The 26,790-nt window shown below is 61.4% G+C and carries 28 protein-coding genes; 11 read left to right on the top strand and 17 right to left on the bottom strand.

Features of this window, described 5'->3' with window-relative positions; all coding sequences use genetic code 11:
* Positions 1–79 precede the first annotated feature (79 nt).
* The 3 genes from AB4K19_RS20495 to AB4K19_RS20485 all read left to right on the top strand — a co-directional run bounded on the left by AB4K19_RS20495 (position 80) and on the right by AB4K19_RS20485 (position 3,655).
* The gene (locus tag AB4K19_RS20495) at positions 80–1,462 is read left to right on the top strand and encodes an IS1182 family transposase (RefSeq protein WP_436398948.1); all 1,383 of its coding nucleotides are present in this window, start codon (positions 80–82) and stop codon (positions 1,460–1,462) included.
* Between the two features lie 379 nt (positions 1,463–1,841).
* Positions 1,842–3,230, top strand: a complete 1,389-nt coding sequence (locus AB4K19_RS20490; protein ID WP_436399581.1) for an MATE family efflux transporter — start codon at positions 1,842–1,844, stop codon at positions 3,228–3,230.
* On the top strand, positions 3,227–3,655 hold the full coding sequence (locus AB4K19_RS20485) for a glyoxalase superfamily protein (RefSeq protein ID WP_436399580.1): 429 nt from the start codon (positions 3,227–3,229) through the stop codon (positions 3,653–3,655). The genes AB4K19_RS20490 and AB4K19_RS20485 overlap by 4 nt, the downstream gene beginning before the upstream one ends.
* 27 nt (positions 3,656–3,682) lie before the next feature.
* Here the strand turns inward: AB4K19_RS20485 and AB4K19_RS20480 are convergent, their stop codons facing one another.
* Positions 3,683–4,309, bottom strand: coding sequence for an NAD(P)-dependent oxidoreductase (locus AB4K19_RS20480; protein ID WP_436399579.1), 627 nt, complete (start codon positions 4,307–4,309; stop codon positions 3,683–3,685).
* A gap of 128 nt (positions 4,310–4,437) precedes the next feature.
* On the opposite strand from AB4K19_RS20480, the gene AB4K19_RS20475 reads away from it, so the two are divergent.
* Positions 4,438–5,328 (top strand): LysR family transcriptional regulator, encoded by an 891-nt coding sequence (locus tag AB4K19_RS20475; RefSeq protein ID WP_436399578.1) that lies wholly within the window; start codon positions 4,438–4,440, stop codon positions 5,326–5,328.
* A gap of 15 nt (positions 5,329–5,343) precedes the next feature.
* The gene (locus tag AB4K19_RS20470) at positions 5,344–5,745 is read left to right on the top strand and encodes a DUF1801 domain-containing protein (RefSeq protein ID WP_436399577.1); all 402 of its coding nucleotides are present in this window, start codon (positions 5,344–5,346) and stop codon (positions 5,743–5,745) included.
* Between the two features lie 19 nt (positions 5,746–5,764).
* Here AB4K19_RS20470 and AB4K19_RS20465 read toward each other — a convergent pair whose 3' ends face one another.
* Complete coding sequence (locus AB4K19_RS20465; RefSeq protein ID WP_436399576.1) at positions 5,765–6,193, bottom strand: VOC family protein; 429 nt, start codon at positions 6,191–6,193, stop codon at positions 5,765–5,767.
* Between the two features lie 107 nt (positions 6,194–6,300).
* Here AB4K19_RS20465 and AB4K19_RS20460 point away from each other — a divergent pair, with 107 nt between their 5' ends.
* Positions 6,301–7,023 carry a helix-turn-helix transcriptional regulator gene (locus AB4K19_RS20460; RefSeq protein WP_436399575.1) on the top strand — a complete coding sequence of 241 codons (723 nt, stop codon included), beginning with the start codon at positions 6,301–6,303 and terminating at the stop codon, positions 7,021–7,023.
* A gap of 302 nt (positions 7,024–7,325) precedes the next feature.
* Here the strand turns inward: AB4K19_RS20460 and AB4K19_RS20455 are convergent, their stop codons facing one another.
* The 10 genes from AB4K19_RS20455 to AB4K19_RS20410 all read right to left on the bottom strand — a co-directional run bounded on the left by AB4K19_RS20455 (position 7,326) and on the right by AB4K19_RS20410 (position 19,193).
* Positions 7,326–8,225, bottom strand: coding sequence for an ArdC family protein (locus tag AB4K19_RS20455; RefSeq protein WP_436399574.1), 900 nt, complete (start codon positions 8,223–8,225; stop codon positions 7,326–7,328).
* 273 nt (positions 8,226–8,498) lie between these two features.
* A complete protein-coding gene (locus tag AB4K19_RS20450) occupies positions 8,499–9,662 on the bottom strand; it encodes an ATP-binding protein (RefSeq protein WP_436399609.1) in 1,164 nt (387 codons plus the stop codon).
* A gap of 61 nt (positions 9,663–9,723) precedes the next feature.
* Positions 9,724–10,989 (bottom strand): plasmid replication protein RepC, encoded by a 1,266-nt coding sequence (gene repC / locus AB4K19_RS20445; RefSeq protein WP_436399573.1) that lies wholly within the window; start codon positions 10,987–10,989, stop codon positions 9,724–9,726.
* A 164-nt stretch (positions 10,990–11,153) separates the two neighbouring features.
* Positions 11,154–12,149, bottom strand: coding sequence for a plasmid partitioning protein RepB (gene repB / locus AB4K19_RS20440; RefSeq protein WP_282129225.1), 996 nt, complete (start codon positions 12,147–12,149; stop codon positions 11,154–11,156).
* A gap of 73 nt (positions 12,150–12,222) precedes the next feature.
* A complete protein-coding gene (gene repA / locus AB4K19_RS20435; protein ID WP_436399572.1) occupies positions 12,223–13,440 on the bottom strand; it encodes a plasmid partitioning protein RepA in 1,218 nt (405 codons plus the stop codon).
* 515 nt (positions 13,441–13,955) lie between these two features.
* Positions 13,956–14,294 carry a DUF736 domain-containing protein gene (locus AB4K19_RS20430; protein WP_013959932.1) on the bottom strand — a complete coding sequence of 113 codons (339 nt, stop codon included), beginning with the start codon at positions 14,292–14,294 and terminating at the stop codon, positions 13,956–13,958.
* Between the two features lie 821 nt (positions 14,295–15,115).
* A complete protein-coding gene (locus AB4K19_RS20425) occupies positions 15,116–16,972 on the bottom strand; it encodes a ParB/RepB/Spo0J family partition protein (protein WP_375231051.1) in 1,857 nt (618 codons plus the stop codon).
* A 132-nt stretch (positions 16,973–17,104) separates the two neighbouring features.
* Entirely contained in the window at positions 17,105–17,473 is a 369-nt protein-coding gene (locus AB4K19_RS20420; RefSeq protein ID WP_375231050.1) for a hypothetical protein, read from the bottom strand.
* A 529-nt stretch (positions 17,474–18,002) separates the two neighbouring features.
* A complete protein-coding gene (petA, locus tag AB4K19_RS20415) occupies positions 18,003–18,560 on the bottom strand; it encodes a ubiquinol-cytochrome c reductase iron-sulfur subunit (RefSeq protein ID WP_375231049.1) in 558 nt (185 codons plus the stop codon).
* Between the two features lie 108 nt (positions 18,561–18,668).
* Positions 18,669–19,193 (bottom strand): hypothetical protein, encoded by a 525-nt coding sequence (locus AB4K19_RS20410; RefSeq protein ID WP_375231048.1) that lies wholly within the window; start codon positions 19,191–19,193, stop codon positions 18,669–18,671.
* Positions 19,194–19,269: 76 nt separating this feature from the next.
* Here AB4K19_RS20410 and AB4K19_RS20405 point away from each other — a divergent pair, with 76 nt between their 5' ends.
* Positions 19,270–19,833: a Crp/Fnr family transcriptional regulator gene (locus AB4K19_RS20405; protein ID WP_425041318.1), complete on the top strand. Its 564-nt coding sequence runs from the start codon at positions 19,270–19,272 to the stop codon at positions 19,831–19,833.
* Here AB4K19_RS20405 and AB4K19_RS20400 read toward each other — a convergent pair.
* The 5 genes from AB4K19_RS20400 to AB4K19_RS20380 are packed head-to-tail and all read right to left on the bottom strand — an operon-like array spanning position 19,830 to position 23,300.
* Entirely contained in the window at positions 19,830–20,279 is a 450-nt protein-coding gene (locus AB4K19_RS20400; RefSeq protein ID WP_425041319.1) for a DUF411 domain-containing protein, read from the bottom strand. The genes AB4K19_RS20405 and AB4K19_RS20400 overlap by 4 nt on opposite strands.
* Before the next feature lie 3 nt (positions 20,280–20,282).
* The gene (locus AB4K19_RS20395; RefSeq protein WP_436399571.1) at positions 20,283–21,194 is read right to left on the bottom strand and encodes a sterol desaturase family protein; all 912 of its coding nucleotides are present in this window, start codon (positions 21,192–21,194) and stop codon (positions 20,283–20,285) included.
* On the bottom strand, positions 21,191–22,189 hold the full coding sequence (locus tag AB4K19_RS20390) for a cation diffusion facilitator family transporter (RefSeq protein WP_375231046.1): 999 nt from the start codon (positions 22,187–22,189) through the stop codon (positions 21,191–21,193). Before AB4K19_RS20390 ends, AB4K19_RS20395 begins: the two co-directional genes overlap by 4 nt.
* A gap of 1 nt (position 22,190) precedes the next feature.
* Entirely contained in the window at positions 22,191–22,850 is a 660-nt protein-coding gene (locus AB4K19_RS20385; RefSeq protein WP_375231045.1) for a TVP38/TMEM64 family protein, read from the bottom strand.
* 3 nt (positions 22,851–22,853) lie between these two features.
* Positions 22,854–23,300 (bottom strand): DUF6010 family protein, encoded by a 447-nt coding sequence (locus tag AB4K19_RS20380; RefSeq protein ID WP_436399570.1) that lies wholly within the window; start codon positions 23,298–23,300, stop codon positions 22,854–22,856.
* A 185-nt stretch (positions 23,301–23,485) separates the two neighbouring features.
* On the opposite strand from AB4K19_RS20380, the gene AB4K19_RS20375 reads away from it, so the two are divergent.
* The 4 genes from AB4K19_RS20375 to AB4K19_RS20360 all read left to right on the top strand — a co-directional run bounded on the left by AB4K19_RS20375 (position 23,486) and on the right by AB4K19_RS20360 (position 26,787).
* A complete protein-coding gene (locus AB4K19_RS20375) occupies positions 23,486–24,214 on the top strand; it encodes a response regulator (RefSeq protein ID WP_375231067.1) in 729 nt (242 codons plus the stop codon).
* Positions 24,214–25,665, top strand: coding sequence for an ATP-binding protein (locus tag AB4K19_RS20370; RefSeq protein WP_436399569.1), 1,452 nt, complete (start codon positions 24,214–24,216; stop codon positions 25,663–25,665). The genes AB4K19_RS20375 and AB4K19_RS20370 overlap by 1 nt, the downstream gene beginning before the upstream one ends.
* 102 nt (positions 25,666–25,767) lie before the next feature.
* The gene (locus AB4K19_RS20365; RefSeq protein WP_375231042.1) at positions 25,768–26,358 is read left to right on the top strand and encodes a L,D-transpeptidase; all 591 of its coding nucleotides are present in this window, start codon (positions 25,768–25,770) and stop codon (positions 26,356–26,358) included.
* An 84-nt stretch (positions 26,359–26,442) separates the two neighbouring features.
* The gene (locus tag AB4K19_RS20360) at positions 26,443–26,787 is read left to right on the top strand and encodes a copper resistance CopC family protein (protein ID WP_375231041.1); all 345 of its coding nucleotides are present in this window, start codon (positions 26,443–26,445) and stop codon (positions 26,785–26,787) included.
* Positions 26,788–26,790: the final 3 nt, after the last annotated feature.

Genomic DNA, 26,790 nt, shown 5'->3' with positions numbered 1-26,790 from the left:
CCGATTTTGTTGAAAAACTCTTGCTTGCTTGAGGGGCAGAGCCCTGATTCAATTTGCCCAACAGGCGGGAGGATCTGCGATGATGGGACCGAGGCAGGAAGCGCAAGCGGCGTTGTTTTACGAGTTTTCGCTGGAGGATCATGTTCCGCTAGATCATCTGCTGCGGTCGATTGATCGGTTTGTCGATCTGAGCGGCATCCGTGCGCATCTGTCGGATTTCTACAGCCACACAGGTCGTCCTTCGGTCGATCCTGAGCTGCTGATCCGGATGCTCTTGGTGGGGTATTGCTTTGGCATCCGGTCAGAGCGACGGCTCTGCGAGGAGGTGCATCTGAACTTGGCGTATCGTTGGTTTTGCCGCCTCGACCTGACGGATCGCATCCCGGATCACTCGACGTTTTCAAAGAACCGACATGGCCGCTTCCGCGAAAGCGATCTGCTGCGCCATGTCTTCGAGACAACGGTGGCACGCTGCATGGAGGAAGGCCTTGTCGGTGGTCAGGGTTTTGCTGTCGATGCCAGCCTGATCAGTGCTGACGTCCAGAAGCAGAACTCCAGCAATCCAGATGACTGGGCGGCCCGGAAGATTGACCCGAATGATGCCCCCCGTGCTGTACGCGAGTATCTCGACACTTTGGACGACGAAGCCTTCGGGGCGGCGACCACGGCCAAGCCGAAGTTTACCGCCCATGCCGATCCAGCAAGCCAATGGACGGCTGCGCGCAAAGGGCCAGCATTCTTTGCTTATTCCGACAATTACCTGATCGATACAGATCACGGGATCATCGTCGATGTGGACGCCAGCCGGTCAAACAAAACCGCCGAAGTCGGTGCTATGCGCAAGATGCTCGACCGCACCGAAGACCGCTTCGGCCTGAAGCCGGATTGGATCGCCGCAGACACCGCCTATGGCTCGACCGATAATTTGGTCTGGCTGGCGCTCAAACGGAAGATATTGCCGTTCATCCCCGTTTTCGACAAAGGCGAGCGCAAGGACGGGACGTTCTCACGTTCCGACTTCACTTGGGACGATGAGAACGACCGCTACATCTGTCCTGAAGGCAAAGAGATGCGGCACACCTGGCGCACCTACTCTGATCCAAGCCGGAATCTGCAAAGTTGGAGATCACGCAAATACCGGGCCCGAAGCGCAGACTGCAGAAGCTGCCCGTTGAAAGCCAAATGCTGCCCCAACTCAGAGGCCCGTGCCATCCACCGCGAGAAGTACGAAATCGTCAGAGACTTCACCCGCCAATGCACGGCGTCCGACTACAATCCAACCGCACAGAGCCGACGTAAGAAGGTGGAGATGCTCTTCGCCCACCTCAAGCGCATCCTCGGCTTGGGACGGCTGAGATTACGAGGGCCATGCGGCGTTCAAGACGAATTCAACCTCGCAGCTATCGCCCAGAACCTCCGGAAACTAGCAAAGCTCAAGCCGATGGCCCCAGCCGCTGGGTAACAAGGCGGCACCGCCCAAGACTGCCCAACAAAACATTCGCAGAACCCATCCCCAACACACAAGATCAAACGCCTTTTTCAACGAAATCAGCCCTCTTCGACCGATGCTGCGCACTGCATAAACGTCCGTTAGACCGCAGAGAGCCGACATTGGCGCCAACCTGGACAACTCAAAAGTGAACCGATCAGTTCAAAATGAACTTGACGGTCTCCAATCACTCAGGTAGCGGAGCACTCGGCTACAGACGCCCGCCGCCCGCTGACGCTTTTTGGTGAAGTTCTGTATAAGTTACGATCTTGGTCATCCTCGGCACTCGTCGCGCGGATGGTAATGCGGGCCCCATCTTTCTTCGCAGCTTGAGCCAGAAGGAAACCGGGTCATGTCACCCCAAACAAATACCTATCTTTCAGGGCCTTTGGGCCCCATTTACGCAAACACCGCATCGCCGATCATCTTTGTTATGGGGATGAACGGCCTTCTTGCCGTTGTCGATGCGTTGTTCCTGGGCCATTTCGCTGGTCCTGATGCGTTGGCGGCAGTCACGCTGATGTTTCCGCTCTACATGCTGGTGGTCTCTTTGGCGACGCTTGTGTCATCGGGAATGTCGAGCGTACTGGCCCGTTCCCTTGGGGCAGACGACCTGCATCAAGCGCGTGACACCTTTGCCGGAGCCCATGGCTTGGCCGCTTTCACGGGCCTTGTGCTTATCCTGCTGTTTTTGGCGTTCGGTGCCCCCGTTGCGCTGCTACTCGCAAGTGGGTCAGAGCACCTGGCTGAGCTTGGGCTGACATACCTGCGGATCACCGTGTTCGCGTCGCCTTTGGTCTTTGTCTTGTCGGTCAATTCGGACGCCTTGCGCAACGAAGGGCGGGTGCTGTTCATGGCGGCGATGAGCTTGCTCGTTTCGCTGTCGAATATGGGGTTCAATTACGTCCTGATTGGGTTGCTGGACATGGGTGTCGCAGGGTCAGCTTACGGCACAGCCTTGGCGCAGGGACTGGCGTTCGGGATCATCCTCGCGTTCCGTGTTCTGGGTACGACAGATCTGCGCCCATCGGTGCTGTTACACCATTCCCTTGTCGCCGGGTGGGGGCGCATCTTGGCATTGGGTGCGCCGCAAAGCCTCAACTTCATCGGCCTGGCGCTTGGGTCCACCGCCATCCTTGTCGCTCTGCAATGGGTTGAGACGGCGCAATTCGACGCAACCGTGTCCGCCTACGGTATCATCACGCGCCTAATCACCTTTGCCTTCCTTCCACTTCTGGGATTGGCCCATGCAATGCAAACCATCACGGGTCACAACTATGGCGCGGGCGCATTTCGTCGTAGTGATGCAAGCCTGCGCATGGCGACTACGGTCGCGTTCATGTATTGCCTTGCCATGCAGATCGGCATGTCGGTGTTCGCGGCGGAGTTGGGGGCCGCCTTTGTCACGGATGCGGCGGTCATCTCTGAGGTCGCTCGCATTCTGCCGATCATGTCTGCGGGGTTCTTCCTGTCGGGGCCGCTGATGATGCTCGCCATGCACTTTCAAGCAATTGGTGACGCCGGCCGGGCTGGCCTCCTAGGGCTGTCGAAGCCGTATCTCTTCGCGATACCGCTGACCTTCGTGCTGGCCGCGCGTGTTGGCGAGATCGGGATCTGGCTGGCGGCGCCCATTGCCGAAATCCTGCTGCTAATCCTGACAGTTGGCGTTCTGATGAGATTGGCGAAGGTGCGGTCCCTGCGTTGGGGCGTGTTTCAACCGGGCAAGGAGGGATTGGCATGACTCGAGATCTGCCAACGCCTGCTGAAGCAAAAAAACTGGCAAAGGCGCTGCGCAAGCGCCTTGCCGATGAAGGCGTTGTTCTTGGCCACTCCCAAGTACTTGAGCGCATTGCCCGAGGCCATGGTTTCAAGGATTGGAACGGGTTTCACGCCGCAATCGAAGCCCGTCAATCTGATGCATGGAGCGTCGGAAAACGCGTGACCGGACGCTACCTATCGCAACCGTTTGCGGCAAAAATCCTGTCATCTGAACAATTGCGGCCCGGCTGGTTCCGATTGGTCCTGGACCTTGATGAGGCAGTTGACGTTGTGCGCTTTGAGAGTTTCTCGAACCTACGCAAGCAGATCCGCGTCGAGGTCGGTCCAGCAGGCCATTCGAAAGAGCGCACATCGGATGGGACGCCGCATTTGGAGCTTGATCCATGAATATGGATCAAGCTTCCGTGCTGCGCCTCAAGCCGCTGCGTGGGATACGCCGTAGGCTGCACAATTGGTCTCTGGGTTCTGGACCGCGTCGACCAGGAAACGGGCCAGTGCGAGACGGGGCACCGCCGTTCCGTCCTTGGGCAATGCACCCTTGACTGCACGGTAGGTTGCCTCTCGTACGTCATTCAAAAACCCTGCACGCGCCGCCGTCCAGTTCAGACCGGAGCTCTGCAGTACCTTCTCCATTTTGTCTGCGCTTCGCACGACATTGGGAACGAGGTATTGCAGCAGTGTTCCGAGCAGCGTTTGCTCGGGAAAGAGCAATGCGGTGGACGTCACCAGCACACGTTTCAGGCCGGTGTCCCAAGCCGCTTCAACAATGGCGTCGGCGGAGCGATAGTAGACTGAGGTTGCAACCTTTGTTGGTGCGCGTCCGCCAAGCGTGGAAATCAGTGCGTCCTGGCCGCGCAAGACCGTCTTCAAGAACGCCGGGTCGCAGGGATCGCCAACGACAATTTTCAGATTTGGATGATCAATCTCTGGCCGCTTACCTTCTGACCGAACTACGGCGGTCACGGTCATGCCGTCCTCTAACGCAGCGCGCAGCACGTGCTTGCCGGTGCCGCCATTTGCTCCCAACACAACGAGTTTCATAATGTCGTCCTTTCTAGTTAATGTGAATTCCGGGTCATGCCCGCCACACAACTAAACTGACGAATTTCGTATATGAAATGACCAAAAACGTTGGTTTGGTATTCTAAAAACCGTGGTATTCTGCCGTCATGAACTGGAATGCGATCTCATTTGACTGGAACCAGGCGCGGTCTTTCCTAGCTGTCGCCGAGGAAGGGTCTTTGTCGGCGGCTGCGACGGCGCTGAAGCTGACCCAGCCAACGGTCACACGGCAACTGGCGGCACTTGAGGAAGATTTGAAGGTCACGCTTCTGGAGCGAACAGGTCGAACTGTCTCGCTCACACCCGCAGGTCTTGATTTGCTCGATCACGTCCGAGCAATGGCGGAAGGGGCGAACATGATGTCCTTGGCGGCATCAGGCCAGTCGCAAGACATCGAAGGCAAAGTGCGCGTCACCGCCTCTGAGATGACCGCAGTTTATCTCTTGCCTGACATTCTGGACCGGCTGTCTCAAATGGCACCGGATCTGCAGCTGGAGATCGCCGCCGATAACTCTGTGCGGGACCTTCTATTGCGCGAGGCTGACATCGCCATTCGGCATATGCGCCCCGAGCAGCCTAATCTGATTGCGAAGCTCGCCTGCGATCAGACGATGCGCTTCTACGCGGTCGACGAGTACATCACCCGGTATGGCACCCCGCATCAGAACGGCGATATGTCGGCTCATCAATTTGTCAGCTTCGGGGATTTTGAGCGGATCGTTGGCTATCTCAAGCTTGTCGGGCTTGATCTGTCGCAGAAGAATTTCCGCTACGCATCGAACTCGCAACTGGTCGAATGGGAGATCGCGCGCAAAGGCCACGCCATTGCGATCATGAACGACAACATCGCGACCAAGTTCCCCGAGTTCCAGCCTGTGCTGGCAGAGATCGAGCCGTTCTCCATCCCCGTCTGGCTTGTTGCACATCGTGAGCTGCAAACCAGTCGTAGGATCAGGCTGGTGTTTGACATATTGGCCGATGCCCTGTCGGGCCGTTGACGAAAGGACCGCGCCGTGAGCCAGCCATTCAACGATCCAAACGTTGAGCGGGCCTTTTCCGCCTTCCCCGACGAGGTCAAGAATGGCCTGCTACACCTGCGAGCGCTCATCTTTCATGTGGCTGCGCGCACCGAAGGCGTCGGACGGCTAGAAGAAACGCTGAAATGGGGACAACCGGCCTACCTGACGCCGGAAACCAAATCAGGTACGACGATCCGGCTTGGGTGTCCCAAGTCCGGTGGCTTTGCGATATACGTGCATTGTCAGACAAGCATAGTGTCGGACTTCAAAGCGCTCTTTCCCGATGATTTTGACTACGAAGGCCACCGCGCCATCCACTTTGCAAGAACGGAGGTTCTTCCAACTGAGAAGCTCGAGCTGTTCATCACAAGCGCGCTGACCTACCATCGCAAGTAAGCCAGCGCCCCTGTCTGGGTCACTGCCCCATTAGCGCAAAGAACTCGATCAACTGTCCATTGGGATCGGTGATCTTGAGCAGATGAATTCCCGGCTCTTCGATGATGTCCGGTGCGTCGGCGCCGGCGGCGCTTGCACGCTCTTGTAGTGTCAACAGATCGTTGGACTGCAGATAAGGCACCGCGCCAGACCCGGGCATGGACCCCGGCGCGTATTTAATGCGCGACGCAATTGCGAACCACCCGCCCTCGATGTTGAAGGCCACGAAATCGGGCAGCTCGATCACTGGGGTGCGGTCGAAGAGAGTGCGATAAAACTCCTCTGATACGGCCATATCATCGGTGGGCACATAGGCTCCCATGGCCAGGATCGCCTGATCATCTTGGGCGGCAGCAACAGTCGCACCGGTTAGAAAGACAGAGGCGGCGAGAGGTAGAACGGTCTTCATTGGTAAGCTCCTATTTTGTTCGGGTAAGGAAGCTATAACCCCACGCTGCTGACAGCGTGTTGTCACCATAGTGTCAGCATAGTTATCCTGCACATCAGGAGGCGCGCATGAGACGGGGCGAAAGACTATTCGAGATCATTGAAATCCTGCGGCGGGCGAGAGGACCGATCTCCGGCAAATCCATCGGCGAGGAGCTTGGTGTCACTAAACGCACAATCTACCGTGATATCGCTGCGCTCATGGCCCAAGGTGTCCCAATCGAGGGCGAAGCTGGTGTAGGCTACATCCTCCGGGCGGGATTCCACATGCCGCCCTTGATGCTAACATCTGATGAAATCGAAGCCGCCATTCTGGGCGCCCAATGGGTACGGACGCGGGGAGAACCAGAATTGGCCATCGCCGCCGATAAGCTGCTGACGAAGATCGAGACCGTCAGCCCGTCCCGGTTCCAGACCTCCTTCGTAGAACCAGCGACCAGTGTCGCACCGGTGGAAGCGCAACCGGAAGTCCTCTCCGCTGCGCGTATTCGCCAAGCGGTCCGAGCGCGCCTTAAAGTTGCTGTGACCTATCGGGATGGCTCGGGTGCGGAGACCGATCGCATCCTGTGGCCGATCCTGCTGGGGTATCGCGACGAGGGCCGGATCATCGCGGCCTGGTGCGAATTGCGAAAAGGGTTTCGGTATTTTCGCACCGAGCGTATCGTGTCAGGTGAAGTTCTGAATACCAAAATCCCGCGCAGGATGGATCTGCTGCGTGCCGAATGGGCTGCGGCGATGGCCGCGGAACGGCAGCGATACCGGAAGACAGCGACCGACGCAGGACAGACGTAGCCATAACTCTGCTGGCGTTCCGATCTTCTCTGCCAATTTCTGGACCAGTAGCTCCAAAAATACCTGTACTGGCGCGCGAGCAAGATTTTTGCACCACGCAGCTTCTGTAGAGCTTACTGATCCTGCTGCGCGGTGCCGCTTTTGTTAGGTGTATTCGCGCGACCGTAAGGCGTGCAATGCGGCCTTTCAATTCGAGAACATCAATGGCAGCGCTGTCCCGCATTGCCGCCACCGACTGTTGGCGCATGGAAGGTCCGGAAACGTCACCTGCGAACCCTTAGGCAGGTCTGTCTTGCGACCGCCTAAGCGACGGCCTCGTCCCGATCCGGTTGCAGATCATGCAGAAAATCGACTGCACGCTGCGCATGGGCCGCGGCCTGGAAGATATATCGCGTGTCGCTCCGAAGACCGCGAAGCCAATGATCGATATAGGCGGCATGCTCCGCGCGCGGTTCCGGCGACAATCCCAGATCGGCGGCCAGAAACGCAGCGCCCAGTTCCGCGACAAGCTCCTCTTGCGCATAGCCTTCATCGCCCCAACGCTTTCGACCGAAACTCCGGTCCAGGCGATCGGGATGGCGGGTCCAGTGGGTGATCTCGTGACCGAGTGTTGCGTAGTAGCTCTCTGGGTCTTGGAAAGTCTCGAAGGGCGGCATCTGCACGTAGTCCGGTTCAACGGCGTAATAGGCTTGAGTTCCCCCGTGACGAATGTCGGCCCCCGTGGCTCCAAAGAAGGCGTCTGCAGCCGCATCGCGCTCGACTGTGTCGAGTATCGGCTCCGGGACGGCATAGAACGCCTCGGGAAGGCCCTCGATCTGGTCGACGTTGAAGACCGTGTAGCCCTTCATGAAGGGGATCGCGACCTCACGGTCCTGACCGGCGGCGTCAGTATCGGTCTTGCGAAAGGTGTCTGCATAGACGACCAGCTCGCCCTTTGCGCCCTTGCGCACCTGGCCGCCGAGTTCTGACGCCTGACGATAGGTCATCCAAGTCGGCGCGGCGAAGCCCTGGGCGACCGAGGCGGCCCAGAGCAGGACGATGTTGAGACCGCGATAGGCGACCCCGTTGTGCCGCAAGGGTCGGGAAATACGCCCCGCAAGATGTTCGGCGTTCCAGGGCTTGTGCCAAGGCCGGGTCCCGGCTTCGAGATCGGCGATGATCTTCGCGGTGACGCGGGTGTAGATGTCGGGTCGTTTTGCCATGATGTCCTCCTTTCGGCAGGTCCCTCGTGCGGGACGCGGAAAGGCAGGACGGGCGCCGTGAGCCGACGGCGCATGGTCAACACGGGGGAGCGTCCGCGACCGGCGCGGGCAGGCCATTGCGCTGGCGGCGGCGTCTGTCAGGCCCGCGCTCCCCTGCTCGCACGGGGGACCTGACGGGAGGCGCAGCTGGCAGGCGGGTCGAGGATTGATCAGCCCCCGTGTCATCGGGGCTTGGGCCGCGGATTGGCCGGGAACCCAGGCGGAGACGCGCTCCTAGAGCGCGCTCAGCCAGTCGATTGCGGCCGAGAGCGGCATGGCACGGAGCCCGCCTTGCCCCGGCACTTCGCGGGTCTCGGCATAGACCAGAAGCCGCTCCGCCACGTCGAGATCGTCGGCGGCGATATGGAACCCGCGGGTGACCTTGGGACTGGTCGTGCGTTTGATCTCAATGGCCCAAAGCGCCCCGCCGGGCAATTTCAGGATCAGGTCGATCTCGGCCCCGGCCGAGGAGCGATAGAAACTGGCTTCCGTGCCACGCGGGGCCGCCGCGATCAGGTTTTCGATGCAGAAGCCTTCCCAGGAGCCGCCGACCACCGGATGACCGAGCAGCGCTTCCGCGGTCGCGATCCCCAAGAGCGCGTGTGTCAGGCCCGCATCGCGGATGTAGACCTTGGGTGATTTCACCAGCCGCTTGCCGGTATTCGCGTGCCAGGGCGGGAGCCGTCGCACCAGCATCAGGTCCACCAGCAGATCGAGATAGCGCGCAATGCTTTGGCCGGAGACGCCGAGGCCCGCCGCCAGCTTTGCCGCATTCAAGAGCCCGCCCTGCTCATGGGCCAGCATGGTCCAGAACCGCCGCAGGGTTTCGGCCGGGATGCGCAGGCCGAAGCTCGGGATGTCCCGCTCGAGATAGGTGCGAATGAAATCCTCGCGCCAATTCAGGCTGGCCCGGTCCGACTGGGCAAGAAAGCTTTCTGGAAAGCCGCCGCGCAGCCAGAGCCTCTGCAAGGCCCCCTGCCCCACTTCATCCAGCGTGAACGGCGTCAGTTCGTGATAACTGACCCGGCCTGCCAGCGATTCCGCGCTTTGCTGTAACAGCGTATTGGAGGCCGACCCCAGGAGCAGGAATTGCCCGGTGCGGTGCCCGGCCCGGCGGCGGCGGTCGATCTGCCCGCGTAGCGCGCCGAACAGCCCCGGCATCAGTTGCACTTCGTCAATCACCACCAGCTTGCCCATCTGCGCATCGAGATAGAGATCGGGCTCTTCGAGGATCTGCCGGTCCGCGGTCCGCTCCATGTCGAGATAGACGGCCTCACGGGTCTCTGCGATATCCTGGGCCAGCGTGGTCTTGCCGACCTGACGCGGCCCGAGAAGGACGACCCCCGCCTGGGCATCGAGGGCGTCTTCGACCCGTTTGAGGTGATTGCGCACGATCATACCTTGCATTTATTCCATCTCGTGGAAGATTTGCAAGGATTTCGAGAGGCAAAGCCCGGTCTCACGCCGCCATCTCACTCAGCCGACCGAAGAAACTGCGCTCGAGATGCAGCTCCCCTGCCCCGGCCTTTTCGACCATGCCCCGCAGATATCCGCCCGGCGAGTTGACCTCACCTGAATGGACCTTCTCGAAGACCAAGGCAAATGCAGCCGCAGCGGCGGGTTTGCCCATCTGCTCCTGTGCGGCGATCCAAGCGTGTTCCGAGATCCCGATCATCGGCCGCAATTCACCGGCGACCCGCACGAAATCGCGCCAATCGCGGATGTAGCCGCCCAGATTGCGCCCCCAGGAGGTGAATTCCGGGCAGGCTTGCAATATCGTGCCCAACTCGATCCCGACCTGCGGTTTGTTGGCCTCCCCTGCCCCACTGTCCGACGCTGTCTGTGCCACAGGTGCTGGCGTTGCCGGTCCGGGCGGTTCAGCCGCCGCTTCCTCATTTTCTGAGGAATTACTGATTACAGGATGAAGCTGTTTTGTAATTGGTATGTGAGGTCCGGAACTGACCTCCCTGGGGTCCATATTTTCAATTTCCTCGGTCATCTCTGTGCTGTGATGCACAGGTTTTGCCTCCCGCAGAAACAGCTTCTCGACCCGCGACAGCAGGTCAGCGAAGCGATCAGCCAGTCGCTGAAGCATGCCGGCCCCTGCACGCGGGCCTGGAAGGCAGGCCAGAAGCGCCTCAAAGGCCTGTTGCAGGCTCCGGAGCCCCGGCATGTGTTCCTGGCGCTCCAGGGCCGCCTCGAGACGCGCCCGGATACTGCGCCGGGCAATTGTGATCTGACGCCGCAGACGCTGACAGAGCGCGCGCTCTGCTGCCAGATCGGCCGCCAGTGCCTCGAACTCCGCGGCCCGGGCGCTCAAGGGGGCGAGATCGAACCCGTAGGCCTCGACAATCACACCATCGGCATCGCGGCGGCCCCAGCGTTTGCCATTCGGGCTGTCCCGGAAAGTGATCACGCCGACCTCCGCCAGACGTCGGGCGTGGCGTTTGAGCGTCGATAGGGAAAACCCGGTCCGCTCCATCAGATAGGCGTTCGACGCCCAGACGATCGGACGTCGCCCCTCCTCCCAATCCTGGGGCTGGGTAAAGGCCGCCAGCGTATCGAGCAGCAGAAGATCCGCCGCTTTCAGCCCGATATGGGCCCCCACACGTTTCGCCGCGACAACACTGCGTGTCTTGGCAATGGAAATCTGTTCGCCGTCTCGGGCCAGCTGATCCGCGGTCCCGAGAGCCGGCGTCGGCTTGCGCCAACCGCTCTGTGTCATGCCTGTATCTCACCTCCGGTTTTGTGGAGGCAAAAGGATCCCGTGCGCCAAAACGACGTTCTTTCGTTGACAGTGATTCGCGGGAGCGGTATCCAGAAGGTGTCTAATCTATTTGGATAAGCTCTCGGGCCGGATCGGCTTGGGGGCTTTTCTTTTGCCTCAGGTCATGATGTCGATGTCTCCTTCGATTGAGACAGATACTCCGCATAGAGCTGGTCGAGGTTCTCGGAGAGAAACTCTCCAAAGCCTGCGGAATCCTTTGATGTCAGCGAGATGGAATAGGCGCGGCCCGCGCGTCCGATGACGCCCTTGATCCGGCCCTCTCCGGCGGTCCAGGTGCGCTTGGCCGGGGTGGCTTTCGCCGCCCGGCGCCGGGGCGCCCTGCCCGCCTCGGTCACCTTGCTGTGCAGAATCTCGAACTTTGTGTCGCTGTCGAGCTGGTCAAACCCCTCCGTGGCCAGGATACGGTCGGCCACCGCGACATTGCTTTTGACCGCCATCAGCTTCTTGAAGTCTTCCCAGCGGTCCCGCCCGATCTGCTTGGCGGGTCCGATCGCGGCGATGACATGGCCCGGCACGGTCCCCGCCACCGACAGCATGCGCGACAAGAGCGTGCCGTCGATGGTCAGCGCCTGCTGGATCACCTCCTTGGCCTGACCGAGATCATGCAGGTTCCTGGCGAACAGCGCCTTCTCAATGAAGGAAAGATCGGCCCGGGCCGTGTTCTCCTGGCCCTGCGCCAGCACATGGGCGACATCGTCCATCTCCTTGACCACGGCGCGGACCGGCCGTCCGAGCGCGCGCGCGACGCGGACCCGGCGATGCCCGAAGACGACCATGTAGCGATTGGCGGCCTCCGGATGCGGCCTGAGCAGGACCGGCGTGTCCTGCCCGCTTGATGCGATCGAGGCTTTCAACTCCTCGAAGGCCTCGTCATCGCCGCTGAGCCGGTCATTGACAAAGGAGGCATCGATCAGGGCGGGATCGATCTCGACGATGGTTTCGCCTTCGAGAAGGCGTTTGGAGTTTTCGGCGAGACTGTCGATCGAGACCTTCATGGATTTCGAGGCACCTCGCATCGCGTAGCTCGAGCGGCCCCCATCGACCGGCGGGTCGGTCGGCTGCCCGATCACGGATTTCAACAGGTCTTTTCTGGCCATGATGCCCTCCTTTTCGGGCCACGAGACCCCTCGTCTGCACGGCTGTCAAAACGCATCTGCACGGCTGTCAAACTCATGGGCGTTCGCGCCCCCAGGCTTGATGCACGAGACCGGCGATTTCATCGTTGACGGCATTCAGAGAGGTGATCGCGCGGTCATAGGTCGACCGCACGAACTGCGCCCGCTCGACCTCGTAAAGCGTCTGCTTGGTGATCCCGGCATCCGAGATCGCCGTCGATTTCACCATCTGCGCTTCGAGCATCTGGTTGGGAAACATTGCCTGCAGGAAGCCGACCATCTGCTTTTGCGGCCCATCGGTGGGTTCGAACCGCGTGACGAGATAGCGGAACCATTTGAGCCGCATCTCGGCCCCGGCTTCGCGGATGGTGCGCAGGATGCCGCCCAGCATCAGGAGGAACTGGCTCATCGACATCACGTCGAGCATCTGGGGATGCACGGTGATCAGCACCGAACTCGAGGCTGTCAGCGCGGTTAGGGTCAGATATCCAAGCTGGGGCGGGCAATCGATCACCACCACGTCGTAGCGGTCTTCGACCTCTTCCAGCGCTTTTGAGATGCGGGTGAAGAAGGCGCGGCCTTCGGACGGGTCGCGGCTGGTGAGGGCCACCGGCGTGTCGTATTCGTATTCCTGCAGATCGAGGCTGGCCGGGACGATATCGAGGTTCGGGAAGTTCGTGGGCCGGATGACCGCGCTGATCGGCTGGCGCTCCGCGTCATAGCGCAGAGTCTCGTAGAGCGAGGAAACAGAGTCTAATTCAGGCTGGATCCCATGCAACGCGGTGAGCGAGGCCTGGGGATCGAGATCGACCGCCAGCACACGGTGGCCCTTGAGCGCCAGATGCTGCGCCAGATGGGCGGCGGTCGTCGTTTTGCCGCTGCCGCCCTTGAAGTTGACGACGGAGATGACATGCAGCTCTTCGCCTTCGGTGCGATGGGGCAGGTAACGGCGCTTGCCCGGACGGCCATGGGCGTCGAGATAGGCGCGCAGCTCGAGCATCTGAGCTGCGGAATAAGATCGACGCCCAGAGGCCGAGGTTTGTGGCTCCGGTCCCTTGCCCTCCAGATGCAGTTTTTTGATCGTCGACTGTGTGACGCCGAGGAAATAGGCCACCTCGGCGAGAGAAAACTGCCGCAGACCCTTCTGGGCATCGGGGGGGTATTGTTCCTGACGCAAGATATTGAGTCGATCGGAAATCAGTTCTCCTTGCTGGAGAATGATTTCATCGAAGGCCAACTCGCCTGTATCTTGCCGGAATGGTGCTGTCGCCATCCTGCCGCCTCGCCTAATATCGCTTTTATCGCGATTTCTTTCGTTAAACTGTGACTACAGCGGAAGTGGGTTATCCACAACGATTTTTTCAGCAGGCGGCAAAGCACTGCCGGATCATGGCACAGATCGGGGAGACCACAAGACCCCGCAGATAGGGCAAAAGGGACCGCAATATCTGGTAGGGTGCAATACCGGTCCAGTCCTTACGTCTTTGCGCAGAAGGCGGCAGAATTACTATAGATTGTTGTTTTTAATAATGTTTCCCGATTTGCACGGCTGTCAAAAAAGGCAAATCACGATCCGAGCATATGAGCCGTGGAGCCAGAAGGCCGTTGCCCGCGACCACCCGTGCAGGCTTGCGCCACAATCACGGTCGTCTGCACGGAGCGCACCGGGGTTTCGCTCGGAGGTTCCTGGCAAGAAACACCCCCAGGCCACCCATTGGGGAGAATCGGGCCCCGATTCTCAGGCCCAAGCCCGGGTGGGTTGGCCGGGTGTCCCGGCCAACCGCGGGCTCACGCGGCCTCTTTGGGGCCCCAGGGGATCACCGCCTGCAGGGTCGGGTCGTCCTGATGCGCCGCCTGGCCGAGATTGGCATTGAACCCGTAGTCCCGGATCGTCAGCGTGAAATAGTCCGCGCCGGTCTCCCGGTTCTGTTTGCGCCAGATGCCGCCGCATTCGACGAGACGGCCGCGGGGCGAGCGGCCGAGCACCCGGTGGGTGGGTGCCATCGGATTGTCGCTCGTCACGGGTTCCACAGAGATGTCGAGATCGAAGGTCAGGGTCGAGATCGACCCGGTGCCTTTGGCGGTGCCGATCTCGGCGGCGTCAAATTTGATGCAGTTCGGGGTCATTGCGTGTCTCCTTGTCTGGTGTTGCAATGCCGGTGACCAAAGCAGGGAGCCCTGGGGCAGCACCGCAGGCGCAGCGCAGCGGAGAAGGGCAGGGGGGCGCCCTTTTTGACCCGCGCGGAATGCCCGGCACGGGCAGGGGAAAAAGACGGGCCCCAACCTTTGCGGCTCCCGGGGTGCCCTGCCACCGGCGACGCTCAGCAACACCGGTCGGAGACGGGCCGGACCCCCGGACAACAACAGGTGCCCGCCACGATCAGCGCCAATGGCTTGGACAGGATCTGCGCCTCGGCAACGTATGTCGCCGGAACGCAAGGACAGCACGCCATCCCGCCTCTCACCCGGGAACTTGCTAGCCTGGCTCCGGCACCGGTCACCGCCATGGGTCCCATGCCGCAAACCTTGGAGGCCGCTGCACTCAGGATTAGCCCCAGGCGATCCCGTGAGATACCAATCAGGGTTTCGGCACAGGTCGCAGCGGACAGGCCACCTGTCCGAGCGCCATGCCGGCGCACCGGGTGTCAGGCTCCCGCCCCGCCACATGGGCCACTGGGGGCGAGCCACTGGCCGCAACGGCGCGCCCCGGAGCTGCCACAGGCGGTCACTCCACGCCCCGCAGGCCCGACGCCCCCCCTGAGTGTCTCCCCGGCCCCTCCCGTCGCGCAGCGACCCCCGCGCGGGCAGCGCCGGTCCGGCGGCGGGGCAGGGGGCATTCCTCTGCCCCACCGCCGGACAATTTTGGGCCATCCCGTACCCGTGCTTGACCGAGCACGAAAAAAGACCCCGCCGGAGCGGGGCCAGGTGGTCTTCCCACGAAGGAAGGCTCAGAGGCAATCCGGGACCCAGATCGCCAGCGTGTCTTTCTGCTCGGAGGTCAGCCCCATGAGTTTCTGCGTGGTCGCATCGCCGATCAGCTTTTCCAGCTTCTCGGCCTTCTCCGCCTTCTTGAGTTTGCCGAAGGCCACCACACGCGCGTCGCGGCTATCGCAGTCGAGAAAGGTGCAGAGCAGGTCGGTCAGCACCCCGGCGGAGACGCGCGAGAAGAAATTCTCCGCCGTGGGCGTCCAGTGGGCTCGAATATCGGCCTTGGCCTCGGCGGCGATGGCTGCAAAGAAACCTTCGTCCCCGGCCTGATCGGGCAGGGCGCGCGCGAAAGCTTCGGTGAGGACCGCGTTGCGGGCCTTCTTGCCGCTGGCCCGAAAGGCGGCGAAGGCCTCCTCCAGATCATCGACGCGGGTGCCGGTCTGCCACGCGGTGGTCGGGTCGAGACCGTGATCAAGCCGCGGCTCGCGGTTAAACCCATCCTCGATGCTCGGGACGTTGCTGGGACGTCCGAGGCGCAGATCAAAGAGGCTTTCGAACGACCCGGAGGCCTCTGACAGGCCGAAGGCCAGAAGATCGAGCACAAGGTCCGGCTTGGCCAGAAGGGCCGATTGCACCGCCGCCAGCCGGATCGCTTGCATGTCGGCCCTCAGCTTCTGGGAGTAGGGGGATTTCGGCGCGGGGGCAGGGCGGTCGGGGGCTGTAAGAACGCCCGCCGCGAGGGCCACGTCCTTGTCCTCGGGGCGCACCAGACCGGCGGTGATCTCCACATTACCCGATTGATTTACAAGGATAAGACACCCCGAGACGCGCTTCTGATCTTCGGTGTATGAGCCGTCGAGAATGGCTTGCAGATCGGCCAGCCGCGCCTCGCCGTCCGCGTCGAGCACACCCGCCTCGCACATCTCGGCCAGCCGGTCGTATTCCTCGGCCTCCGCGTCGCTCAGATCGCCCTCGACCGGGTAGAGCCGTGTCAACTTGGCTTGGTCGATTTCATAGTAGTTGAGCCATGGCTCGCGCTTGGCCTCGGCCCAGAGCCAGCCCGCATCCGCCACCAGCGCGGCACGGGCCGCCTCGAGCCGTTCGTCAAAGAGGTCATCGAGCAGCGCCGGATCGGTGAAATAGACCGCCTGCGAAAACAGGTCCCGCGTAATCGCGCCGCCTGCGGCCTCATAGGCCTCTTGGCCGACAAAGAGCGCGCGGCGGTCACTGCCGGTCACCGCTTCGGGGTTAAGCGCGGATTTCAGTTGCGCCTCCGAGATCGGCTGCCCCTTGATCTGCTCGAGAAGCGTGAGCGTCAACGCCGCATCCTCCGACAATGTGAAGGCCTTGGCCGCGCCGAGGGTGATCTCGCCTGCCGCCAGCGCATCAATGACCGGAGCGGGCAGGGCGGCAAGGGCCAGCCGCTGATAAACGCGGGCCTCGCTGGTGGCGAAGGCCAGCGCGATATCGGGCACCGTCGCGCCCTTGCCCGTCATCGCCCCGAAAGCGCGGATTTCATCCGCCGGGGTCAGGGCTTCACGCGCGGCATTTTCGGCATTGGCCCAGATGGCAGCTTCCTCGGCATCCTCGGTGATGCGCACCGGGACGGTGACCGGGGCAGGGGTTTCGGCCTCGGTGGCGATCTTCTGCAATGCCCGCAGGCGGCATCCGCCCGCGACGATCTCGACGCGGCCTTTCTTTGTGCGCAGGCCTGCAAGGTTCTGGATCAGTCCGAAGCGGGCGATGCTGGCTGCCAGCGTGTCGATATGGGCGTCCGAGACGCTCTTGCGCGGATTGAGGTCCGAGAGCGTGAGCGCGTCCAGCGGCACCAGTTCGATGCTGCCCGTGTCGGTGAGGATCGGGTCTTGCTTGGTCATGGGAAGTCTCCTTGAGTTTGTGGGTGGGATGTGGCGCCTACCGCGCCGTGGCGGCGCAGGAGGACGATGGAAGGGGAAGAGCAGGGGAAGGCCCCCAAAAGACGCTCAGGGCGTCTCTGAGGCGCTGTCGGGTTACCACCAGCAGGAATAGACCACGGTTGATCCGGCCTGCATTTCGGCCCGCGCCCAAGCGCAGAAGTCCAGATCATAGGCGCGATAGTCTTGCGCCTGTTCGTCCTGGAACTGGTGGCCGTAGAAAAAGCCGCCCTCGCATTGGGGCAGGGTGCCATCGGTGACGGCCTGTTCCAGACGATCGATGTCCTCCGGCGCGAGGATCGACTCGCCGCAGTTGAGGTCGCTGGCCGAGAGGCCGGTGCGGGCGACATAGAGGGTTTCCATGAATGTCTGCAGCTTGGAATGCTTGCGCCAGACAAAGGCGGGCACTTCCCCTTCGTCTCCGCTTTCGGGTGTCTTGAGATAGGCATATTGATCGAGGCCCATGGTCTCGCTCCTTTCCTTCGTGGTTGGCGCGGCATGGGTTTCTTGTGCATTGGCCCATTGTCCGCCTTGGGCGCGGGCCATCCCTGTCTCTGACGTTCGGAAGACCCCCGCGTCTTCCGAAGGGCAGAGCAGGGAGGGGCACAGCCCGACCTGCGGCCGGGCGGCGGCGGGACACAGGGGGCCGGAGCGGTGAAATCGGGAGGGACCCGGCGGCATCAGCCGACGGGAGGCACCGGATTTCTCCGGCGGAGGCTGACGCGCCAGCGGCACCAGAGCCCCTGTTCGCGCCGTCGCCTGGATGTCAGGCGGAGGAAGAATGCAATACTGTCGGGGGTGCCAAAGCAGAGCGGCGGCACCCCCGTCGATTGACCCCGTGATCGCGCGCAGGCGCGCGATTGCTTCTGTCCTGTGCCCGAAGGATCGTTACCCGGGAGGGCGGAGACAGTATTGGCTCCGGGGCATCTCATGCCCTAGAGCCTGCCCAACCGTGCGGTTGGCGGGCCAGTCAGGTTGACAACGCCGCATGCGCCTAACCGAGCGTCAGCACCATGTTGTCGGGTAAGGCCAGAGGTGGAATGTGCAGGTTCTCCGGCGCAGGCCCTTTGCGAATACGACCCGCGGTATCGTAGTGCGAACCGTGGCAGGGACAGAACCATCCTCCAAAATCGCCTGCGCCATCGCCAAGCGGGACACATCCCAAATGCGTGCAGACACCGATCATGACCAGACAGGCGTCATGGCCCGGAATGGCGCGGTTCTCATCCCGCGCTGCGGCCTCGCCGGGAAGGTTGGGGTTGCGCGCATCGGTGTCCGGCAAGGTGGAGACCGCCTGTTCACGCGCTTGGGCCATCTCCGCTTGCGTCCGGTGGCGGATGAAGACCGGCTTTCCGCGCCAATTGACGGTCAGTTGCGTACCTTCTGCGAGCCCGGAGATATCCACCGAGATTGTCGCCAGGGCGCGCACATCCGCCGAAGGGTTCATCTGATTGATCAGCGGCCAGAGCGCCGCACCGGAGGCGACCACGCCCGCGCCAGCAGTGGCATAATACAGGAAATCCCTGCGGTCAGTGTCGTCAGTCACATCCATTGCATCGCAAATGTGCAACCTTCCCGCGCCGGAACGTCAACGCGGGTTTTGTAACGTTTTGTCTGCAACCCGGGGGCGGGCGGAGGGAACTTGTGGCCGATCTTCAGCTCAATGGTGGGGTGGTGTGCCTTTTGCCATCATGAGATGATGCTCCTGGTGATGCGCGCCGATGGTCATCAGACCGAAGAACCCAAGACCCTGTATCTGGTCGGACTCGCCATCGACGAGGAGGGCGACGCCGTCCCCGAGATCCTCTGTCGTGACCTCCCAACCCGTCTCGGCTGCAAGGAACGGCGCATGGGCAGGCACCATGGCGCGAATGGCTTCGAGGACGCGCGGTGCCCCCCGGATTTCGAACCGGATACCGGCGGGCCGCACACTGCGGGTAACCTCGGCCTCCATCGTCAAAAGCTCCATGTCCACGAGATGTCGCCTGAGAGCCGCGATATCGACGTTTGCCCAATCGGTGTCGGGATCGGCGCGCAGGAGCGCCACGATCTCCGCCATGGCGGCAAAAGCGGATTGCCCGGTTTCCTGCGGACCCGGCATCGCATGCCCGGTCGCGGAATGGTTGTGCTGGGCCGCGACGGGTCCAGACAATGACAGGGCAAGCAGAAGAGCAACAAGGCGCATGGGGGGATCCTTTTGAACGGCACGATACCCGTTTTTCCTAGCACGCAGGCCTGCTCTAGAATATGATTTCAATCATATGCTGCCAGAGCCATACGACCTTCTCCCGAAATCTGCGCTTCGGCAGCAAACAATTGCGGCTGGCGACGTGCTCTTTCGACAGGGCGCACGGACCCGAGGCCTCTATGTGCTGAAGACCGGGCGTGTGCATCTCGAACGGGTTGGTCCGAATGGCGAGCGACTCATCATTCACCGGGCGGCACCGGGGACCAGCTTTGCCGAAGCCTCGGTCTTTTCGGAGCGCTATCATTGTGATGCCATCGTGATGGATGCAGGCGAGTTGATCCGGATCGACAAATCCGCGGTTCTCGCCGGCTTTGCGAACCCGGACTTTGCGCGGGCCTATGGACGCCAGGCGGCCCAACAGGTTCAGGCGCACCGGCAGATCATGGAAATTGTCGGCATCCGACGCGCCGAGGATCGGGTGATGGCGGGGATCGTCGCGGGTCTTCTAGATGGCACCGTCGTCGACTTTGCCGCGCGCCTCCAGCTGACGCATGAGGCGACCTACCGTGCGCTGCGGGCGCTTGTGGAAGCGGGTCGGGTCAACAACCCATCCCGCGGAACCTACCGATTGGCTTAGCTATGACTGGCAAAGACCGATGTCGCGCCATCGGGCCCGACAAGCAGCGTATCAAACGTATCGCCGGCACCGGGACCGCCCATGCCAGGGGAACTCATCGGCATACCCGGCACGCTCAGCCCGCGCGCCGCCGGTTGCTCTGAGAGAAGCCGGGCGATGTCTTCTGCCGGCACATGGCCCTCAATGAAGTAATCGCCCACCACAGCGGTGTGGCACCCGGCCAGTTCCGGCGCGATCTGGAGCTTGTCTTTCAGCGCATAGAGGGCGTCCTGACCGACATCCCGGGCCTCGACCTGAAACCCGGCCTGCCGGACATGATCGACCCACGCCGTGCAGCATCCGCAGGTCGGGGATTTCAGAACCTTGATGGACGGTGCGGTATCGGCCATCGCCGGGAGCGCGAGCGTCGCGGCAGCGCCGGTCAGCAGAAAGCTACGTCGTTTCATTCATCAATCCCTCTCTTCGGTATCTGGAATATTGGTCTTATCGGACTGGGAGTCGAGCGCCTGTTCGGACTGCGGTTTGCTATACCCGGACATATCGAGCGCATATCCGCTTGCGGGTCCCCGGATCGGCTGAACCAGCATTCTGTCGATCCACAAATCTCGCGTCGTCCGAAATTGCTCGATACCGATATCCATGCCGGTGTGACCCTTGGCGGGTTGCGCGATATAGGTTCCGAGAAGTCGATCCCACCAAGGCAGGTTGAACCCGTAGTTCGAGTTCGTTTCCCGCGGATCGACCGAGTGGTGGACGCGATGCATATCGGGGGTGACGACAATCCACCTCAGCCAGCGGTCGACGGACGGCGGCAGACTGATATTGGCGTGGTTGAACAGGGCCGTGGCGTTCAGGATCACCTCGAACAACAAAACCGCGACGGCCGGGGGTCCCAGGGCCGCGACAACCGCGAGCTTGAACACCATCGAGATCAGGATCTCGATTGGATGAAAGCGCAGGCCGGTCGTTGCATCGAATTCGAGGTCCGCATGATGCATGCGGTGCAGGCGCCAGAGCGCAGGAATGGCGTGAAACATGACATGCTGAAGGTAGATCGCGATATCGAGGAGAAGCATTGAGACGAGCACAGCTGTCCAGACGGGGACCTCCAAGGTGTTGAACAAACCCCAGCCTCGGTCTTCGGCGATAACGGCGAGGCCCACTGCCAGAATGGGAAAGGTCAGTCGCAGGATTGCCGTATCGATCACGACAAGCGCAAGATTGTTCGTCCATCGGATGACGCGCGGAATGTCACGCCGACGGCGGGGAGCGACGATTTCCCATAGCGCCATGATGGCCAGCACGCTGAGGAAGGCGGCCAGTCGAAGTTCAGGTTCCGCGTTGAGAATGGCGTCAATCACTCGTTTTTCTCATGCATTGTCGATTCGATGTTTTCGTGGGCGTGCACATCCGATGATGAACCCTTTGCACCTTCAGAACCACCCGGTTGCGACCGCGTCACGTCCAAATCGTCCGCGTGGCGCTCGTCGAGGCAATCGGTTTCAAGCTGCAGGGTCACCATGTGAAACCCGTGATGCTTGGTCAGATGCGTATAGGCGGTCTCAAGGATGCGTGCAGCATCGGCGGGCTTGGCATGGCGGAGATGGGCCGAGAAGGCATGCTTGCCGCTGGTCAGGGTCCATGCGTGGACATGGTGGACATCGAGAACGCCGTCCTGCGCGCGCAGATCAGCGGTCACGGCCTCGAGATCAGTATCCTCCGGGGTCCCCTCCAACAGAATATGCACCGCCTCGCGGGTGACCCCAACAGAGGCCCAGAAGAGCACGACCCCGAAGGCCATACCAAGGATTGGGTCGATCGCCAGAAAGCCGGTGAACTCGATGACAAGCGCGGTCACGATGATCAACAGGCTGCCGACGAAGGTCTGGATGATGTGCCAGAGGGCCCCGCGGGTATTCAGATCATCCTGGCTGGATTTCCACATCAGGCCGAGCGAGATCACCTCGGTGACCAAGCCACCGAAGGCCACCCAGAGCATCGGTCCCGTGGGCAGATGGATCGGATTTCCGAGCCGCATCGCCCCCATCCAGATCACCAGTAGCGCCATGCCGAGAAGAAAGCCGCCATTCACCAGCGCGCCAATGATCTCGGCGCGATACCACCCGTAACTGCGCGCCATATCCGCCGGGCGGCGCGCGATCCGCTGCGCGATGATGGCGACGAGCACGCCGCCCACGGCGGACAACGTGTGAAACGCATCTGACAGCACCGCGATCGACCCGGTCCAGAGCCCCACGGCCAGTTCGATCACGAAGTAGATGCCGGTCAGCCAGGCGGATATGACCAGAGCTTTTCCCGACGACGGCAGATGTCCCGCGTGTGAATGAGTGGCCATGTCAGATTTCCTTCTTTGGAGTGCGGCGGTCGCGCCAGACCGCAAAGAGGACGGAAAGGGCGGTAAATGCGCCAAGCGCCAGCGCCGTCCAGGTGGCGGTTTGCACGTCTCCATTCATGGCTTCGCTGCCGAGATGGGCGAGCAAGAAGCTGGCCGGAATGATCCCCGCGAGTGTCGCCAGGGCAAACCGCCAAAGGTGCAGGGCACTTAACCCCGCCGCGTAGCTGACCATGTCGAAGGACAGGAACGGCAGCAGTCGGCTTCCGAACACCAGAAACGTCAGTGTATTCTGTGACCCCAGAAGTCCACGTCCGATCGTCTCGCCGACATGGCGTTCCACGAAAGGGCGCCCCAGCCCGCGCGCGAGCAGAAACGCGGCAAGCGCGCCGATCTCTGCGCCGAGCACGACGAGCAGTGTTCCGTAGGTGTGACCATAGGCGGCCCCGGCAGCCAGCGCGATCGGCGCCGAGGGCAGGGGACTGGCCACGATCGCCAGCGTCATCAGCGCCACGACCAGAACCGGACCAAGAAGACCAGCCGCCTCGATCCACAGGCGCAGGTCGTCGCGCTCCGGCAGATCGGCATCGAGCCCCGCAAGGTCCGGACGCGCCAGGACGAGAAGCGAGAGCCCCAGAAGGACAAGAACAACGACACGCACCATGGCCTACCTCGCATAAAGCAGCACAAGAAAGGCTGCCGCCATCAGGTCAAAGACGACGCAAAACGGGATGTACCAGTGTGGGACCCGGGCAAGGCGGACCGCATTGTGATGGGCAAGATCCCACAGCGCATGGAGCGCGAGACCCAGAGGCAAGGCTGCCCAATGCCAAAGGAGACCCGCTACGGCCGCCGCCCCAAAGACGAGAGCAACCGCCAGCTCAGACCAGAACACGGAGCGACGGCCATCGGCGGCTCCGAACCCGATATAAGCCCCGCCGATCAGCGCCAGTGTGACCGCTGCCAAGGCAAGCGAGTCTGCCTGTTCCAGGAGGAGGTGAGCGGGCATTGTGACCACAAAAAGCGCAAACCCGATCCAAGCGGGCGCCGCCAAGGTCCGGTGCGCTGATTGGGCGGGATGTTGTCCCGATATGTCTGGTCTTGCGCCTGTCATGCCGCGTCAGATGGGGCTTCCAGCAACTGGAGGGTCAAGACATGTCAGGTCTATTGATACATATTGCGACAAACGAGGTGCGGGTCTTTCCCGAAAGAACAATCTATTCTGGGTGTTATGGAACTCGATCTATTGAACAGTAGACCGATCGGCCAGACGTGCCGATGTGTGGGACCCGATCGCTGATGGCGGCATCGGCGCATATTCTGGTCGTCGATGATCATGCCGAGATCCGGCATTCCGTGACGCGCTACCTGGAGAAAAACGGGCTGCGCGCGACGGGAGCCAAAAGTGCGGGCGAGATGGATGCACGGTTGGGCGAGGACAAATTCGATCTGATCGTGCTCGATATCATGATGCCGGGAGAGGACGGGCTCGCGGCCTGCGCACGGCTGCGCAGGGAGCAGCAGAAAACGCCGATTCTCATGCTGACGGCGCTCGGCGACGATGACGCTCGGATCAAGGGGCTCGACACCGGTGCAGATGACTACTTGGCCAAGCCCTTCAATCCGCGCGAGCTTCTGGCCCGGATCAATGCGATCCTGCGCCGTGCGAGAGACGGATATGCACCCCATGGCGGAACATTTGCGGGCAAGCGGGCCGTATTCGCCGGGATCACATTCGATCACGACGCCAGCCATGTCATTTGCCCCGATGGCACGGTCAATACACTGACCACGGCCGAAGCAAAGTTGCTGACGGTGTTATTGGAGCGTCCCCGGGCGGTGATCGGCCGGGATGAGCTTCTGGAGTTGAGCGCCGGCCGTGTCGCCGGACCATTTGACCGTACGATCGACAATCAGGTTTCGCGCCTGCGCCGGAAAATCGAACCCGATGTGCTTCGCCCCCGGATCATATCGACGGTGCGCAATGGCGGGTATTGCCTGAACTGTGATGTGGAGGTCGAGGCTTGATGCGGATGGGATTCCGCTCACAGATCGCCCTTTTGGTGGTGGTGGTCCTGTTCGTGGCGCAGGTCGTGGGTCTGTGGCTTTTTGTCGATGAACGGTCGCTTGCCGTGCAAGCGGCCATCGGCAGCGAGGCAGCCGGACGCGCAGCAAACGTCGCCCGTCTGATCGAGGAAGCACCGCCGACGTTGCATGAGGATATCGTGGCCGCGGCAAACTCGCCCCTTGTACGCTTCGATCTCGGCGACACGCCTGCCGTAACGCACACCCACCATGATGAGAACGGAGCGATCGAAGCGCGCGTGCGTGCGCTTTTGAACGATGGCTACACCCGCGATATTCGGGTCGAAGTGCATGAGATTGAACAGGGGCTGTTGCCGCTGCCGAACCTCTCTCCGGAAATGGCGGAAATGCACGCCGAGATGATGCAGGGCACCCTGGCGGCCCTCGAAATGGAGGTCTCGATCGCCATTGCCGGCGGCCAATGGCTGAACGTCGCCACCCGGTTCGAGCGGCCGCCGATACAATGGTCCTGGGCCTCCACCCTCTCTTTCGTGTTGACGGCAGCCGTTTTGCTGCTGGCGATATTCTGGTTTCTGCTGACGCGCCTCACGCGGCCTCTGAATGATCTCGCCGCGGCTGCCGAGGAGTTCGGGCGCGGTGGCGGGCAAGGACCCCTCACGCCGGTCGGCCCAAATGAAGTGCGGAACCTGACTACGGCCTTCAATGACATGCAAACGCGCCTGGCTCGCTTCGTCACGGACAGGACGCAAATGCTGGCCGCCCTGGCTCATGACTTGAGATCGCCACTCACCGCGCTCAGGGTTCATGCCGAGATGGTGGAGGATGCGGAGACCAAGACCGGCATCACGGCCTCTCTCGACGAGATGCAGGATATGGTGGAAGCCACGCTGGCCTATGCGCGCGGTGTGGGACAGGACGAGGCCCTGCAACGGACCGAGATTGGCGCGTTCCTGACCGACATTCGGGACGCAACCCACGGTGCGTTGGACGTGCGCCCGGGACCCGAGGCAATGGTGCAGATCAAGCCCAAGGCGCTGCGCCGTGCTTTGCGCAATCTCATCGACAATGCGGGGCGCTACGGGCGCAACCCGACCCTGACCTGGGGCATCTTTGACGAGAGCATCGAGATTTTGGTCGAGGACGATGGGCCGGGAATCCCCGATGACCGGTTGCGCGATGTCTTCCAGCCCTTCCTGCGCCTCGAGGGATCGCGCTCCCGCGAAACCGGAGGCCATGGGCTGGGCCTTTCAATCGCCCGCAGCATCGTTTTGCAACACGGCGGCGCAATCACCCTGTCGAACCGCACAGAGGGCGGGCTCTGTGCACGCATTGTTTTGCCCGTAACTGCGAATCGAGCTGCAATGACATCTCCGTCAGAGCATCCCGAAGCGCGCGCCGAAACCGGATTTTCGGCTCGAACCAAGAAAGTGTAGCGCCACCATCCAACCGGCGGGTTGATACATAACCTTACAAAATTCCGGGCCTTCCTGCATTCCGTCGCTCACTGATCTTCGATAGAAAACAAAGCGTTCGACATGGAAACGAGGCAGGCCCATGCAGTCAAGAAACCGATTTTTTTCACCCGGCGCAGCTTTGCGCGCGGGCTTGGCGCCACGGTGCTCTTCGCGCCTTCTCTTGTCAGAGCGCAGGAGGTCAACTCGGTGCGGCGCAATGTGTCGTCCTTTCGAACGCATGCTTGGCAGGACCATTTCGACGCGCTCGGTGTCGGCTTGATCATCTCTGACACCAACTCGAAAGTGCTGCAGCATTGGACAGCCGATGGCGAAATGCGCCTCTATCCAACTTCCGTTCCCATGACAGAAGAATTGACGAGGCGTGGGTACACCGAAGTCGTCGAGAAGCGGAAAAATCCAAGTTGGGCGCCAACCCCGTCCATGCGCGAGCGCAATCCCGAATGGCCGGCAAGAATCCCTGGCGGCGATCCTGAAAACCCCCTCGGGACGCGTGCGCTATACCTGTCGTGGCAATATTACCGAATTCATGGCACGGCGGACACGCGCAAGATCGGACGACGGTCCTCCAACGGCTGTATTGGTCTCTACAACGAACAGGTTGAAGAATTGTTTGACCGAGTGCCCGTTGGCACGAAAGTCAGGTTGATCTGATATGGCGCGGCAGGATCATGCCAATCACCAGGGTAGCTCGCAACGGGCACAACCGATCGTGATGCTTAACGAAGGGGTATTCCAGTGAAGTACAATTTCTTTTTTGCCATGGTTTTGACTTTTATCGGTTCGACTGCTCTTGCTCATTCTGAGAAGGAAAGCATGACGCCTGCAAATGGTGCCGTTCTTGAGGTCGTGCCAGAAACGATTGAACTGCGCTTCAACGATGGGATGCGTTTGACGAAAGTCGAAATGACCCATGCTGAAACGCACACCGAGGCTCTGGACCTCGGCGCCCAATCCGGTTTTGTCAAAGAATTCTCGCTGCCTCTCACGCCCATGGGGCCGGGGATGTATCACATCGAATGGCGCGGGCTTGGTGTTGATGGGCACCCGATGAACGGTGTCTTCTCGTTTGAAGTGAAGTGAGCG

Origin of the sequence: Roseobacter phycocola, from assembly GCF_042055075.2 — a bacterium.
Lineage (GTDB): Bacteria > Pseudomonadota > Alphaproteobacteria > Rhodobacterales > Rhodobacteraceae > Roseobacter.
The sequence above is the reverse complement of the archived record's forward strand: the minus strand, read 5'-3'. Positions and strand labels throughout refer to the sequence as shown.